The organism is Prosthecobacter gellanilyticus (assembly GCF_007992435.1).
Classification (GTDB): domain Bacteria; phylum Verrucomicrobiota; class Verrucomicrobiia; order Verrucomicrobiales; family Verrucomicrobiaceae; genus Prosthecobacter; species Prosthecobacter gellanilyticus.
Genome location: NZ_BKAG01000056.1, coordinates 1 through 13,510, shown reverse-complemented (window position 1 = coordinate 13,510; position 13,510 = coordinate 1). Strand labels below are relative to the sequence as shown.

Annotated in this window: 15 protein-coding genes; 5 read left to right on the top strand and 10 right to left on the bottom strand. The window is 60.1% G+C overall.

Annotated features, from left to right (window positions below):
* Positions 1-124: 124 nt before the first annotated feature.
* Entirely contained in the window at positions 125-2,149 is a 2,025-nt protein-coding gene (locus BGE01nite_RS24775; protein ID WP_170267037.1) for a sulfatase family protein, read from the top strand.
* A gap of 123 nt (positions 2,150-2,272) precedes the next feature.
* On the opposite strand, the gene BGE01nite_RS24770 is transcribed toward BGE01nite_RS24775, so the two are convergent.
* The 5 genes from BGE01nite_RS24770 to BGE01nite_RS24750 form a co-directional block, all read right to left on the bottom strand.
* The gene (locus BGE01nite_RS24770) at positions 2,273-3,037 is read right to left on the bottom strand and encodes a YdcF family protein (RefSeq protein WP_170267036.1); all 765 of its coding nucleotides are present in this window, start codon (positions 3,035-3,037) and stop codon (positions 2,273-2,275) included.
* A 109-nt stretch (positions 3,038-3,146) separates the two neighbouring features.
* Positions 3,147-3,593 carry a pyridoxamine 5'-phosphate oxidase family protein gene (locus tag BGE01nite_RS24765; protein WP_146854816.1) on the bottom strand — a complete coding sequence of 149 codons (447 nt, stop codon included), beginning with the start codon at positions 3,591-3,593 and terminating at the stop codon, positions 3,147-3,149.
* Between the two features lie 3 nt (positions 3,594-3,596).
* A complete protein-coding gene (locus BGE01nite_RS24760; RefSeq protein WP_146854814.1) occupies positions 3,597-3,887 on the bottom strand; it encodes a helix-turn-helix domain-containing protein in 291 nt (96 codons plus the stop codon).
* Positions 3,884-4,207: a type II toxin-antitoxin system RelE/ParE family toxin gene (locus BGE01nite_RS24755; RefSeq protein ID WP_218033092.1), complete on the bottom strand. Its 324-nt coding sequence runs from the start codon at positions 4,205-4,207 to the stop codon at positions 3,884-3,886. Before BGE01nite_RS24755 ends, BGE01nite_RS24760 begins: the two co-directional genes overlap by 4 nt.
* Before the next feature lie 57 nt (positions 4,208-4,264).
* A complete protein-coding gene (locus BGE01nite_RS24750) occupies positions 4,265-6,349 on the bottom strand; it encodes a TonB-dependent receptor (protein ID WP_146854812.1) in 2,085 nt (694 codons plus the stop codon).
* A 126-nt stretch (positions 6,350-6,475) separates the two neighbouring features.
* Between BGE01nite_RS24750 and BGE01nite_RS24745 the strand changes: the two genes are divergently transcribed.
* Entirely contained in the window at positions 6,476-6,676 is a 201-nt protein-coding gene (locus tag BGE01nite_RS24745; RefSeq protein WP_146854810.1) for a hypothetical protein, read from the top strand.
* Between the two features lie 18 nt (positions 6,677-6,694).
* On the opposite strand, the gene BGE01nite_RS24740 is transcribed toward BGE01nite_RS24745, so the two are convergent.
* Both BGE01nite_RS24740 and BGE01nite_RS24735 read right to left on the bottom strand, forming a co-directional pair.
* Positions 6,695-7,306, bottom strand: a complete 612-nt coding sequence (locus BGE01nite_RS24740; RefSeq protein WP_146854808.1) for an RNA polymerase sigma factor — start codon at positions 7,304-7,306, stop codon at positions 6,695-6,697.
* Positions 7,281-7,742: a periplasmic heavy metal sensor gene (locus BGE01nite_RS24735; RefSeq protein WP_170267035.1), complete on the bottom strand. Its 462-nt coding sequence runs from the start codon at positions 7,740-7,742 to the stop codon at positions 7,281-7,283. The genes BGE01nite_RS24740 and BGE01nite_RS24735 overlap by 26 nt, the downstream gene beginning before the upstream one ends.
* A gap of 66 nt (positions 7,743-7,808) precedes the next feature.
* Here BGE01nite_RS24735 and BGE01nite_RS29140 point away from each other — a divergent pair, with 66 nt between their 5' ends.
* The gene (locus tag BGE01nite_RS29140; RefSeq protein ID WP_170267034.1) at positions 7,809-8,048 is read left to right on the top strand and encodes a hypothetical protein; all 240 of its coding nucleotides are present in this window, start codon (positions 7,809-7,811) and stop codon (positions 8,046-8,048) included.
* Between the two features lie 25 nt (positions 8,049-8,073).
* Here BGE01nite_RS29140 and BGE01nite_RS24730 read toward each other — a convergent pair whose 3' ends face one another.
* Together BGE01nite_RS24730 and BGE01nite_RS24725 are read right to left on the bottom strand one after the other, a co-directional pair.
* Positions 8,074-9,186, bottom strand: coding sequence for a zinc-binding dehydrogenase (locus BGE01nite_RS24730; protein WP_146854804.1), 1,113 nt, complete (start codon positions 9,184-9,186; stop codon positions 8,074-8,076).
* Positions 9,187-9,222: 36 nt separating this feature from the next.
* Complete coding sequence (locus BGE01nite_RS24725) at positions 9,223-10,446, bottom strand: Tm-1-like ATP-binding domain-containing protein (protein ID WP_146854802.1); 1,224 nt, start codon at positions 10,444-10,446, stop codon at positions 9,223-9,225.
* Positions 10,447-10,675: 229 nt separating this feature from the next.
* Here BGE01nite_RS24725 and BGE01nite_RS24720 point away from each other — a divergent pair, with 229 nt between their 5' ends.
* Positions 10,676-11,341 (top strand): PEP-CTERM sorting domain-containing protein, encoded by a 666-nt coding sequence (locus tag BGE01nite_RS24720; protein WP_170267033.1) that lies wholly within the window; start codon positions 10,676-10,678, stop codon positions 11,339-11,341.
* Between the two features lies 1 nt (position 11,342).
* Here the strand turns inward: BGE01nite_RS24720 and murI are convergent, their stop codons facing one another.
* Positions 11,343-12,155, bottom strand: coding sequence for a glutamate racemase (gene murI / locus BGE01nite_RS24715; RefSeq protein WP_146854799.1), 813 nt, complete (start codon positions 12,153-12,155; stop codon positions 11,343-11,345).
* A gap of 142 nt (positions 12,156-12,297) precedes the next feature.
* Between murI and BGE01nite_RS24710 the strand changes: the two genes are divergently transcribed.
* Entirely contained in the window at positions 12,298-13,464 is a 1,167-nt protein-coding gene (locus BGE01nite_RS24710; protein WP_146854797.1) for a S1C family serine protease, read from the top strand.
* Positions 13,465-13,510: the final 46 nt, after the last annotated feature.

The following is a 13,510-nucleotide window of genomic DNA, read 5'->3' as shown; positions in this document are numbered from 1 at the left end:
CGTCCGCCTTTCAGCGGACGGGGCAGACTGTTTTCGGGCTGAGGAATGACAGGGCCGGACGGAGGTCGCTAGACGTATCCACGACAGGATGAAAACTACGCCTCAATCTGTCGTTCCTGGAGGCATGAAACGCTTCCTCCCAGCCGTCCTCCTTCTCGCCTTCTGTTCCCTCCTTCCCGCCGCAGACAAACCTAACGTCGTCGTCATTTTGAGCGATGACCTCGGCTGGGGCAGCATCGGCTGTTATGGTGCCAACCCTGACTTGGTGCAGACCCCGAACCTCGACCGCCTCGCCAAGGAAGGCCGCCGCTTCACGGATGCGAACACCACCTCCTCCGTCTGCTCCCCCACTCGCTACTCGCTGGTGACCGGTCGCTACTGCTGGCGCACCTCCCTGATTAGCGAGGTCCTCAGCACCTGGGCACCTCTGCACATCGAGCCCACCCGCCTCACCATCGCCTCCATGCTCAAGGCCCAGGGTTACAACTGCGCTGCGGTGGGTAAATGGCACCTCGGTTACGGCACCGCTGAGCGCTGTGACTACACCAAGGAACTGAAGCCTGGCCCGCTCGAAATCGGCTTCGACTACCACTTCGGCGTGCCTGCCAATCACGGCGACCTCTCCGGTGTGTATGTCGAGAACCACTGGGTCTATGGCCTGGACAAGAAAAGCCCCAAATCACCCAGCCCTCCCTATGTCACCATGGGCCAGCAAAAGGGCCGGCCCGTCGCTGCTCTCGAACTGAATGTCCCGAAACGCGTGGACGACGAGGTCATGGCCACATTGACGGACAAGCTCGTGACCTGGATCGGCCAGCAGACGAAAGAAAAACCCTTCTTCGTCTACTTTACCCCCGTGGCCGTGCACAATCCCATCACGCCATCCAAACAAACCGCCGGCAAAAGCAAGGGCGGCCCCTTCTGCGACTTCATCAGCGATCTCGACATCAGTGTCGGCCGTGTGCTGGAAGCCCTCGACAAGCAAGGCCTCGCGGAGAACACGTTAGTCCTCTTCAGCAGCGACAACGGTGGCGTGAACAAACCCATGGGCGAAACGCCACAGAACGTGGCGCAGAACGCTGGACTCAAGCCCGTGGGCCACTTCCGTGGCGGCAAGCATGATGTCTGGGAAGGCGGCTTTCGCGTGCCCTACCTTGTGCGCTGGCCTGGTCACGTGCCCGCAGATTCGGTCTGCGATGACACTGTCAGCATTGTCGATACCCTCGCCAGCATCGCCACCATCACCGGTGCCAAGCTTCCGAAGGTCAGCGAAGCTGCCGAGGACAGCCGTGACGTGTCAAAGGCTTGGTTAGGCGAGAAGTATGAAGGCCCCATCCGTCAGGACGTGATCGTCCATGGTTCGGACGGCACCTTCGCCATCCGCAAAGGCCAGTGGAAATGGATCGAAGGCGTGCCAGCGGACGACGTGAAGCCCGCTGCCAAAAAAGCCCGCGCCAATCAGATGAAGCGCATGCTCTACGACCTGAAGGCTGACGTTGCCGAAACCACAGATGTCTCCGCCCAGCATCCAGAGGTGGTGAAAGAACTCGAAACCCTCCTCAACCGCTATCGTGATGGCGGCTACAGCCGCGAGGTGCCGCCCGCCGATGCCAAACCCAAAACCTTGTTCGCCAAGCTGCCTCCGATCCCCAATGCGCAGCCCGTAGATCTGAAGAGCTTCAAATCCTCACGCGGCAAGGAGTGGTCATCCCATGGTGAGGCCATGCTCGGCAGGGCAGGGGAGAAGGGCAGTGCCCTCACCGGCCCTCTCGACATGAAGGACGGCTCGCTCGAGTTCGAACTCCGTCTTGGCGAGGCCGACCGCCACTCCCTGCGCATCCACACCGCTGGTGGTGCCCGCAGCTTCCGCATCGTGCTTTCCCACGGCTTCATGGACATCGCCAGGAACCCCGAGAAAGGTGAGGCCCCTGACAAGACGCTCTCCCTGGCTCACACACGAGTTCAGTTCCGTCCCAAGGAATGGCTCCCCATCCGCGCCACCTTCAAGGGTGACGAGCTCACCGTCCAGGTCGCCGGCACCACCACCAAGGTGAAAAATCCCATCTTCGCCGAACAAAAAGTGCAGGCAAACTTCATCGCCTTCGATGGCGAGATGGGCCTCCAGCGCTTCGTCCTCGCCAGGCAATAAGGCATTCACACGGTCCTCACGAAGTCGCGCCAGCGTCCTGGACTGCGCCTGTCCTCTGGCGCTCTAAACCGCGTGGCTGTCACGCGCCAACCTCCGCACATCACGCCCTCTCTGGGAGCGCCCTCAAATCCACCCCCGCCACTTGTACACCGCCCACCCGATCATCTCATGCAGCCATGACGTGATCCCCTGGATGGACCCGAGCTGCGGCAGGTGTACCCATGAGTCATCTCCCATCATCTTGAAGCTGCTGATGTAGTCACAGGGGATCGGCTGCACCTTCACTCCCGCTTTCGTAAACACCGCCACCGCCCGCGGCATATGCGCCGCCGAGGTCACCAGCAGCACATTGTTCCAGCTTCGTTCCTTCGCCAGCGCCGCGATCTTCACCGCCTCATCATGCGTGTCCGCGCATCGGCCGAGGCTTTCAATCGGCAGCGTGAGCTTCAGCGTTTCCTTCAAATAAGCCACCACCACGTCCGCCTCCGAATACCACTGCCCCTTCTCCTTGTAGGCTCCACCTGTCACGATCATCACCGGAGCCTTCCCTTGCGTCAGCAGGCCTAACGAACTCGTCACCCGGTCCACATTGCTGTTAAAGTTCACTCTTGTGGGTTCGGTGAGCGATGGCGCCGCACTCCCGCCCAGGCAGATGATCGCATCCGCCGTCGGCGCATCCGCCACCTTGATGGACGGATACTTGTCCTCCAGCCCCAGCAGCAGCCAGGCCGTTAGCGGCGTGCAGGAAAAGAGTGAAAGCACCGCCCACGCGGCAAAGGGCAGCAGTAGCCCTCGGCGCTCCTTCTTCCAAAACCGCCACCCCAGCCACACCGTCAGCAGCAACCACGCGAATCCCAGCGGTTGGACAAAGAGGAGCAGTTGTTTCATCAAATCCATGGGTGCGTCAGGGAGCTAAGCTCCCGAGAAGACCGCCTGCCCGGGGATTCGGCAAGCCCAAAGTGTTTCGTCAGGTGCGCTAGCCAAAGTGAAACACTCTTCACTCAATCGGAACCAGATGATATTCCAGCGCCCACTCGCGCATGTACCGCACTTCGTTAGGTGTGAAGACATAGATGATCAGCTCCGGATTGTCCGGCGTCCGCAAATAAGCTCTCAAGAGTGGATTCCCATCCCAGATCTCCTTCAGCATCACCGGATCCGTCAAGACACTCGCCGTCGCCGTGATGCGCACCTGATGATGATCGTCATCCGTGTAGCACAGCTCCGCCTTCGGATTCGCCGCCAGTTGCGCCGTCTTCCCGTATCGCCTCAGGTTCGCCACATAGATGGTGAACCCGTCCGTCTTCACCGGCGAAACCGGCCGCACTCTTGGTTGATCTCCCTCCACTGTCGCCAGCACCGGAAACTTCGCCCGCTTCAGTGTGGCGAGCGCAAGGTCACGGACTTCAGAGGGAACGACGGGCTTGGGCTGTGGCCGGGACATGGTCTATGCGTGCAAGGCTTCCAGCACAGCTTGGGGATGACGTTCTGCAATGCGCAGCAAGGCTCGCGCAGTCCCTTCTGGACGCCGATGTCCTTGCTCCCAGTTTTGCAGGGTGCGGACGCTGGTACCGATGAGGGCGGCAAATTGAGCCTGGGTTAGGCCAAGTTTTTCGCGGACAGACTGAGCGTCCGGCCATTCATGGGTGCGCTTGCGGGACGCCTTCTTCTGAGAGCGCAAAATGGGCCCGCCTTGCTTGATGCTGGTGACGAGCTGCTGGAAGAGTTGCTCATTCATGGGAATTCAATTTGGACGAGGGTTTTCAGGAGTTTGATTTGAGCTGGCGTCAGGTCGTCTTGTTCGTTTTTCGGATACGCGAGGAGAAAGAGGATGGTGCTGCCCGGCACATGCCAGTAGTAGATCACTCGCAACCCACCACGCTTTCCTCTGCCCGAACCTGCCCAGCGGATTTTACGCAGACCACCGGAGCCACGAATAAGATCGCCTCGCTCTGGATTGGCCATCAACACCCACTCCAAAGCACTGAGTTCATCATCCGAAATCAGATCACTGATCTGGCGGGTGAAAACCGGAGTTTCTTTAAAGGTCAGGCGCACGCCTCAATATCCGTCAATGACGGATCTGCGCAAGCGCTTGTTTTCCATCAGAACCACTCAAAACCGATACGTCACTCGGCAGCGGAACATACGCGGTTCCATCGGATGAATGTGCGTGTCACTGATCACCCCCGTGCCCGGATTGCTGTCGTAGAAGTAGGAGATGTCATTGTCCTCGCGGTCCAGAAGGTTCAGGCCGTCCACGGCAAACTCCCAGTTCTTGCGGCGATAACCTACCACCGCGTTCACGAGCACGCTGTCACGCCCGCGCACGCTGTCTGTCTCCTCCAGCGGGCTGTTGGCAAAGCAGCGTACACGCGCACCGGCAAAGAAGCCATTGTCATTCCCTTGCGCCCCGAGAGTGATACCACCGCTGAACATGATTGGGATGCTGTTCGGAATGTGATCTGCCCCGTTCGGTTGATCACGCAGACGAGCATGAGTGACGGCCAGCTCAGCATCCGCGGTGAACCAGTTGGTAGGACGCCAGTAACTCGCGATCTCCACGCCGTAGCGATCACTGCCCGGGCCTGCTTCATTGGTGCCCGCATCACCCACATAGATCAGCTCGCTGTCACTGCGCAGCCAGAAGAAGGCCAGCGTCGTCGTCAGGTCCGGCACCACCTGGGTGCGCAGGCCGATCTCCGCGCCCATTGTCCTCGCCAAAGCATCCGCGGAGTTTTTGCCCGCCGACACACCACGCGCGTCATTGCTGTGGAAACCCGTGCCGAAATTCAGATACAGCTCCGACTTCTTCCAGGGGCCAAAGACGGCGCTGAACTTCGGGCTGATGATGCCATCCACCTCCGCATCCTGACCGTTCACGCTGCTCTTCATCGGCTCGAAGTAGAAGAGATCGCCACGCAGCCCCAGCGTGGTTCGGAACCATGGCGTCCAGCGTGTCACCGCCTCACCATACAGGCCCACACTGCTTTCCAGGATGTCATCCTGACGAACCTGTGAGAGACGATTGCGCTGGCGTGTCTTCCACAGCCCGATGCCATCAATGATGTCCGTGCGTGTCTGTAGACCGAGGGTGAAATCTGTCTCAGCGCCGAACAAAGAACGCTTCTCCCACGTGCGGGAAAGATTGCCACCCAGCACCCAGCGCTGCTCCGCTTGCTGGAACTGGTCACCATTCACCGGGTCATCGAGGAAGTAGGTGAAGTTCGAATAAAGATCCAGCATGTAGTGGATCGCATACAGGTTCGCGCGAGTCACCACATCATCGTCACCGCGATGCTCAAAGGCCACGTTCACGCTGTAGCGCTCGCTCTCACCACCCGCCGTGCGGTCCAGCGTGTCAAAGGCATCCAGTGTGCCGTTCTCCACAAGGTCAGAGGGAATCTGGTCCGTGCTCGTCCAGGTACCTCGATAGCCCATGAAGGTCACGGAGAGCTTCGTGTCATCATCCTGCTTGAACCAGCGCAGCAGCCCGTTCCAGCGGCTGAACTCTTCCGGCTGCTGCCAGGGACCATCATAGTAGTTGTACTCCAGCGCATAGGTCAGCCCCTGCGTCACGCCATCCTCTTTACCAGCTTCAAACGGCAGCGTGCCAGCCACCAGCGCGCGGTAGTAGTTATACTCGCCGAACTCGAGACGGATCATGTTCTGTGGCATCACATCCCAGAGCAGGAAATTCGCGCTGCCCGCGCTGCTCAGGTCACCATCGGCGGCGGTGTACGTGCCCTTCGCATAGTCGAGCGACTGCACCAGCTCCGGGATCAGCGGGTTCAGGTCCGTGTAACCCTGGCCGTGGGCATGCGTGCGCATGTTCAGCGGCATGCCTTCCAGGCTGATGCTGAAGTCCGTGCCATGGTCCAGGTTGAATCCACGCAGGAAATACTGGTTCGCCTTACCTCCGCCTGCATGCTGGGTGACCGTCATCCCCGGGATCGTCTCCAGGATTTCTCCTTTGCGCAGCAGCGGACGGGAAAGAAAATCCTGCTGCGTCGCTCGCCCCTTGCTCGCCGTGTCCGTCAGCCCCAGTAGATCGTCCGCCTTCCCGTCGATCACCATTTCAGGCAGTTCTTCCACCTCACCGCTGGCCGGCGCCGCAGAGGGAGTCGCGGCAGGTGTTTGTGCAGCCAGCACCGGGCAAAAAGCCAGGCCCAGCCAGAGGGGGATTCGGGAGGAAAGCATCTTCGGGAAAGAGTTGTCGCATCCTGAGACGACCTCCCGACCCCGACCCCACAGAAATAATTTCCTATCTTATGAGAGATGCCATTCAGATCTTGTTTTGGCTGCATTGGCCGGTCAATCTAGCTCATGCCTGTCTCGAAACATTCATGCATCACTATCAAGGCTGAAGCCTTGCGTCTGGTCAGCGCCCTGCCTGAGACAGCAACCTGGGATGATCTCATGCATCAAATCTACGTGCGTCAGAAGATCGAGGCAGGGCTGGATGATCTCAAATCAGGTCGCAAGCATAAGCATCAATCCATCCGCCAGACATTTGGACTTGGATGACGCTTCTGAAGGTTAGCTTTACCCCTCCCGCTCCCACCACTCCATCAGCATCTGCCGGGCCCGATAAATCCGTCCCTCCACACCGCGCACGGAGCAGTTCAGCACCTGCGCGCATTCCTCGTGGCTGAGGTGTTCCATCGTGGTCAGCATCAGCGCGGCTCGGAGCTTCTCCGGCAGCACAGCCAGACCGCGCTCCAGCTTTTGCATCTCGCTTTGCCATTCGGCGTTCGTATCCGGGGACTGCTTCGGACACTCAGGCTGGGAGATGACTTCATCCAGCGCCACGGTGCTGTCTCGCTGACGAGTCGCACGGGTCTTCGCCCGATCCCGGCACAGATTCAGGGCGATCTGATAAAGCCAGGTCGAAAGCCTCGCCCGTCCTTCAAACTCCGGCAGCGCCTGCCAGGCCCGCACAAAGGCATCTTGGCACACCTCGCGTGCATCTTCCACACAGCGCAGCCAGCGGCAGCAGAAACCAAACACGCGCTCCTCATGCTGCTGCACGATCCATTCAAACGCTGCCATGTCCCCCGCCTGCGCGGCACGCACCTTCTGCTGCTCCACACTCTCATGCGGCGCAGCTTCGGTCTCCACAAAGAGGAGTTCAATGCTCGCGGGTAAGGCTGTCATGCGTCCATTCGATCAGCCGCTGCGCCTGCGCCGGGCGCAGGTAGCGCTTCATGGTGAAGAAATGTTCCAAAGTCACCCGCTGCAGTTCTCCCTGCTTTTGGTTAAGCCGCTCCAGCGCCGCCTTGAGCTTCGCGTCGTTCGCATCCGCTTCACTAAGGGCTGAGGCCAGTTCCATTCCCGCTTCGCGGATCTCTTTGCGCAAAACAATGCGCCGCTGCTCAAACTCCTCCTCCAGAGGCTCCAGCTTGTCATGCTGCTCCGGAGTGATGTCCAGATGCTCATGCATCCACGCATGAAAGTCCGGCTCCAGATGCGCATGCGCGTGCCCTTCGGCATGACGATGCAGCACCCAGTCGGTCACGAACCACGCCGTGCCTCCGGCCAGCAGCATGGAGCAGAGCACGGAGAGGATCAGCCACTTCGGACGCGAACTCATGGCTGCCCCCCCTCTCGAAAAAGCTCCATTGTCGGTGGCACGGAATGTGTGGTGTCGCGTGAAGCCATGGACCAGCAGATCATGCATGCCGTGATCACGCCGGAAATCAGCGCCAGGACTAACAACCATTGCACAAACGAGCGCCAGCGCTTCGCCCGGCCGTCATCCACTTTTACCCGCGCCATGATCGCCTCCTCCAGCGACGACGGCACAGTCGCCGGTGCCGCCGAAGCGGCCCGTCTGAGCATGCCGTTGAGGTCAGAGTCGTTCATCGCTGCATCTATGAATGGCTTTGGAAGCTTTTGAATCCCTTTTTGGCCTCAAATCAGCCTCAATCCCAGACGATCAGGCTTCGCGCCACTTCGCCACGTTCCAGAGAAGCATAGGCCTCATTGATCTGATCCAGCCGCCAGGTTCGAGTCAGCAGCTCATCCAGCTTCAGCGCCCCAGTTTGGTGCAGATCCATCAGGCGAGGCAGATCGATTCGCGGCCTCATCGAACCATAGAGGCTGCCCTTCAGCGTCTTCTCCGCATAGAGCAGTTGGTTGGCGTTGATCTGGGCCCGTGCATCACCCCGGCAGATGCCAGCCACCACGCAGGTCCCTCCCTTGCGCAGCGAATCGAAAGCCTGCTCGATCGGCCCCGGAAGCCCGATCGCCTCAAAAGAGAAATCCACACCCAGTCCGCCCGTGAGGTCCTTGATGGCCTTCACCGGATCACAGGTGGTGGAATCAATGAAGTGCGTGGCCCCCATCGTACGTGCATGCACCTCTTTGCTAGCCACCGTATCCACCGCGATGATTTGCTTCGCGCTGATCATGCGCGCTCCCTGGATGATGTTCAACCCAATCCCACCGCAGCCAAACACCGCGACTGTGGATCCTGGCCGCACCTGCGCCGCATGCGTCACCGCACCGATTCCCGTGATGACACCGCAACTGATCAGCGCCGCCTTCCACAGCGGAAAATCACCCTCGATCTTCACCACAGCAGCCTCAGGCATCGTCGAGATGGAACTGAAGGTCGAGACACCCGCATAGTGCCGCACGCTGTCACCCTTCGAGTTGCGGAAGCGGGTCTTCCCATCCGGCATCAATCCCGTGAAACGCATCGCCGTGCCGAGATCACAGAGCGCAGGTCGACCCTGCTGGCAGTAGTCGCAGCGCCCGCAGGAGGAGCGCCAGATCGGCCACACCGCATCCCCCGGTTTCACGCTGATCACCCCTGGTCCTACGGCTTCTACAATGCCCGCGCCTTCATGCCCCAGGATGATCGGCGCAGGCATGGGCAGATCACCCTTCATCACATGCAGGTCGCTATGGCACACGCCCGCAGCCTTCATGCGCACCATGACCTCACCGGCCTGCGGCTCGGCCACATCTACCTCCTCGATGACGAGAGGCTTTCCAGATTCGTAAAGGACGGCGGCGAGGGCTTTGGGCATGCGCGGAGTGAAGCGGAAACCTTCACCGCCTGTCAATCATGCCTTCGCGGCAATGTTCTCCAGCAGCGCCTTGGCACAGGCAGAGGCGAAGACCGCGTCATTGATCTCCAGATCCAGCTCGATCACCGGTACACGCGGATCCAGGTTCGTCTTGATCGCCTCAAAGAGCGCTTTGTCCGCCGCCGCATCATGGAAGGGCTTGCCTTCCGCGCTGATGACACTGATCGCTTTCTTTGGCAGCAGCACCGTCACAGGCGCGGTGTAATCATTGACCTTGTCCGCGATGATCTTGCCCAGCTTCGCACACTCTTCAGCATTCGTGCGCATCAGCGTGACCTGCCCATTGTGCTGGTAGAAAGTGCGCCCGTCATACTTCGGCGGCACCGTCTGCGGCTCGCCAAAGTTCACCATGTCCAGGCAGCCCGGCGCCACGATGGCCGGCACCCCGGCCTTCGCCGCTGCATCCAGCCGCTCAGGTCCGGCATTCAGCACACCCCCCATCAGTTCATCCGCCCATTCCGTGGTCGTGACGTCCAGTATCCCGGCCACCATGCCGCTTTCAATCAGCGCCTCCATTGCCCGTCCACCATTGCCCGTGGCCGCAAACACCAGCACCTCATAGCCCGCATGCTCCAGCACCTTCTTGGCCTCGGTCACACAGGTCGTGGTATTGCCAAACATGCTGGCCACGATCAGCGGCCGGTCATAGGCTGGAGCCTGCTTGCGGCCCTCCGCGGCATCCACCATCCCACAGATGGCACCCGCTGCATTTTCAAAGATGACGCGTGTGAGCCGGTTGATCCCCGCCACGTCCGCAATCGCCGGGATCATCACGATGTCCTTCGTGCCCACATACGGCGCTGTGTTGCCGCTCGCCAGCGTGCTCACCATGACTTTCGGAAAGCCGATAGGCAGCGCGCGCATGGCTGCCGTGCAGATGGCCGTGCCACCCCCGCCGCCGAGTGAGATGATGCCCTGCACCTTCCCGTTCTCCACCAGCTCCGCGACCACCTTCGCCGCGCCTGCGGCCAACAGGCTCACGCATTCACCGCGATCCTGCCTCGCCAGCACCGCCTTCCAGTCCGGCGCTCCTGCGGCAGCCACCTCATCGCTGCTGATGTCTGGTGTGATCCCTGGTTCGGCCAGACTGCCCGCATTGATGAGCAGCGTCTCAAAGCCACGCGCGCGGATGCGCTCGGCCACGAAGCCATGTTCAGGACCTTTGGAGTCAAATGTGCCGAGAACGGCGATGGTAGGCATAAAGTTCGGGGGAAATGATTTTACCAGATACGTGCCTAGTGAACGAAACCCGTGTGCCTTTCTCAAGCGTCCCGCTCCACTTTCACCTCACTGAAATCCACCACTTGATGGATTTTCCGACCAGTCTCAAAAATCAGAATACCTAAAATGCACTTCACTATTGTCATCAGAGCGGGTTTTTGATTAGGGTGGACGGGTGAAGCGAATCTTGTTGTTCTGCCTTTTCCTTTTGGCCCTCCATCGCGGAGCGAACGCCGCGACCGTCATCCATTCGCTCACCGGTCCCGCGGCCACACAGAATCCTTCAGGCAGTATTTCAGTGCCGCAGTTTGATTCCACGTTAGGCGTTTTGGAATCCGTCTCACTGCTGGTCACGGTAAACACCAGCGCGCTCTCCTACAACATTTCCGTCACCAATGGCACACTGAACCCGACCTGGAGTGGCTATGCTTTCATCACAGACAAGACGAACGTCAGCTTCACCGGCCCTGGTGGACTCAGCGCGACGGGGATCGTGGACGTGGGCAGTGTCTCACAGACTTGGTCCAATCTCTCCTCGCCCGTCAATGTCTCCGGCACGCACAATGCGAACTCGGGTGATTTCTCCAGTGTTCTCACCTCGGGCCTCACGTCTTATCTGGGCACCGGCACCCTGAACATCATCTGGGGGCTGACCAATGCTCACACTCACTCCACGCAGAGCAACACAACCACTTACACCCAGACATCGCCGAATCCGAACACGATTCCTTTCACGACGACGTATGGGTCGACCTCCGGCTACACGGGCAGCCTCATCTACACCTACACGGCCGTCCCCGAGCCTTCGCGAGCAATGTTGGTTATGCTTGGCCTCGCATCCGTGGCGGCACGCCGTCGCCGGCTGAAGGCGTGACTCATAGCGTCGCCTTCTTCACCTTGCCAAACTCCGTGCCCAGGAAGCGCCGGGCCATGGCCTCGGCCTGCTCGGATAGGTCCGTGAGATAGATGTCCAGCGTGGGCTTGCCCCGGCCTTTGCGCAGCAGTTTTTGCTCTTCCAGCACCCGCTTGGTATGCGCGGCGCAGGTGCTCGCGCTGTCGATCAGGTGCACCTTTTTGCCGAGCATTTTTTGCAGCACCGGCATGAGCAGCGGATAGTGCGTGCAGCCGAGCATCAGCGTATCAATGCCTTTTTCCAAAAGCGGATCCAGGTACTGTTTCAGCACCAGCTTGAGTGCCGGATGCTCCACCCAGCCTTCCTCGACAAACGGCACCAGCAGCGGCGTGGCTGTGGCATGGATTTGCAAACCCGGCCTCCTCATGGCCAGCGCATACTGGTAAGCACTGCTGCGGATGGTGCCTGCGGTGCCGATGATCCCCACGCGCTCACATTTGCCATCTGCCAAAGTGGCCTCCACACCCGGCTCGATCACCCCGATCACCGGCACCCGAAAAGTCGCCTGCAACACCGGCAGCGCATGCGCCGTCGCCGTGTTGCACGCCACCACCACCGCCTTCACCCCGTGGCTGACCAGGAACTGCGAATCCTCCACCGAGAAGCGGCGGATGGTATCGGGAGACTTGGATCCATAGGGCACACGCGCGGTGTCACCCAGGTAGACGATGGACTCGTTCGGCAGCAGCTCACGCAGGGCACGCACCACGGTCAGTCCGCCCACCCCGGAGTCAAAGACGCCGAGCGGGGCTTGTTGGGGATCAGAAGCAGACATTTGGGGATGGGCGATTGGAAGCACGGGCGGGCGGCAGGGCAAGCGGCGTTTGCGCTGTCCGTAATGACGTTTGCCTGAAAACATCTTTGCCTGCGATCCGCAGACAGAATAGTAGGATCATCCGTATCTTTAGCCTCCCGTCATGGACACCTTCCGCCGCCTCATCTTCGCCATCGCCGTCTTCATGCTGGCCATCATCGTCTTTTCGCTCTGGCGCGGTGGGCAGGAGGGATATGGACTGCTGAACTTTCTCCGGGGTGAGAAGCCCGGTGAGGAGAAGTTTACCTCACAAGCCACTCCAAAGCTGGATTTGGAGGATGTGAAGGTCCTGTCCGCCATGAATGACGAGTTTGCCAGGCTCAGCGCGGGCGTCCTGCCCAGTGTGGTCAGCGTCACCACCCGCACCGTCCGCCGTGGCCAGACGGCCTGGCATCCCTTCTTCGGCCTCGTCTCCGGCAGACCCCAGGTCATTCCCGGTCTCGGTTCCGGAGCCATCATCTCCAAGGAAGGCCATGTGGTCACGAACTACCACGTCATCGCGGATGTGAGTGAGGTGATGATCACCACCAACGATAACAAAAAGTACTCCGCCAGCATCCTCGGGGCCAGCGTGGAGCGCGACATCGCCCTCCTGAAGATCGAAGGCGGCAAACAAGATTTCCCCGCGCTGAGCTTTGCCAACAGCGACCAGGCCAAGGTTGGCCAGCTTGTCTTCGCGGTCGGGAATCCCTTCGGTCTCAGCGGCACCGTCACCCAGGGTATCATCAGTGCCCGTGACCGTCACCTGAGTGACAGCCAGCTCGACTACCTCCAGACGGACACCGTCATCAACCCTGGTAACTCCGGCGGACCTCTGGTGAACATCCGGGGCGAGATCGTGGGCATCAACGTGGCCATTTATCGGGGTGATGAAAACGTCCGCGCCTGGCAGGGGGTGGGCCTTGCCGTGCCCTCCAATGATGCCAAGACCGTCATTGATGCCGTCCTCACCCAGTCCAAAAATGTGACCTCAGGTTACCTCGGCCTCGAACTCAGTTCAGAATCGGTCAGCATTGATGCCTCGCTCGGCACTTCCCGTGTCGGTGCCTATGTCACCGATCTGGATGCAGGCTCGCCCGCGCTCACAGCAGGCGTCGCCCCGGGTGATGTCATCACCGCGCTGAACAACAAGCCTTTCAAAACTCCACGCGAGCTGCTGGACTCCATCCGCCAGCTCCCTCCCGGCTCTGGAGCTTCGCTGACCGTCTTTCGAAACGGCCAGATCATCAACGTTCCCGTCACCATCGGCCGCAGGCCGGATGCCCGGTGAAGCGAAGTGGCAAATGTGGTTAGGTGAGTCGCGTCGAAGTCGCGAA

Coding starts and splice junctions, on each gene's coding strand:
- BGE01nite_RS24735 (WP_170267035.1), bottom strand. CDS start 7,742: ATGAGTTCGCGTCCGAAGTGGCTGATCCTCTCCGTGCTCTGCTCCATG.
- BGE01nite_RS24775 (WP_170267037.1), top strand. CDS start 125: ATGAAACGCTTCCTCCCAGCCGTCCTCCTTCTCGCCTTCTGTTCCCTC.
- BGE01nite_RS24740 (WP_146854808.1), bottom strand. CDS start 7,306: ATGACAGCCTTACCCGCGAGCATTGAACTCCTCTTTGTGGAGACCGAA.
- BGE01nite_RS24760 (WP_146854814.1), bottom strand. CDS start 3,887: ATGAATGAGCAACTCTTCCAGCAGCTCGTCACCAGCATCAAGCAAGGC.
- BGE01nite_RS24765 (WP_146854816.1), bottom strand. CDS start 3,593: ATGTCCCGGCCACAGCCCAAGCCCGTCGTTCCCTCTGAAGTCCGTGAC.
- BGE01nite_RS24710 (WP_146854797.1), top strand. CDS start 12,298: ATGGACACCTTCCGCCGCCTCATCTTCGCCATCGCCGTCTTCATGCTG.
- BGE01nite_RS24750 (WP_146854812.1), bottom strand. CDS start 6,349: ATGCTTTCCTCCCGAATCCCCCTCTGGCTGGGCCTGGCTTTTTGCCCG.
- BGE01nite_RS24745 (WP_146854810.1), top strand. CDS start 6,476: ATGCCTGTCTCGAAACATTCATGCATCACTATCAAGGCTGAAGCCTTG.
- murI (WP_146854799.1), bottom strand. CDS start 12,155: ATGTCTGCTTCTGATCCCCAACAAGCCCCGCTCGGCGTCTTTGACTCC.
- BGE01nite_RS24770 (WP_170267036.1), bottom strand. CDS start 3,037: ATGAAACAACTGCTCCTCTTTGTCCAACCGCTGGGATTCGCGTGGTTG.
- BGE01nite_RS29140 (WP_170267034.1), top strand. CDS start 7,809: ATGGACCAGCAGATCATGCATGCCGTGATCACGCCGGAAATCAGCGCC.
- BGE01nite_RS24725 (WP_146854802.1), bottom strand. CDS start 10,446: ATGCCTACCATCGCCGTTCTCGGCACATTTGACTCCAAAGGTCCTGAA.
- BGE01nite_RS24730 (WP_146854804.1), bottom strand. CDS start 9,186: ATGCCCAAAGCCCTCGCCGCCGTCCTTTACGAATCTGGAAAGCCTCTC.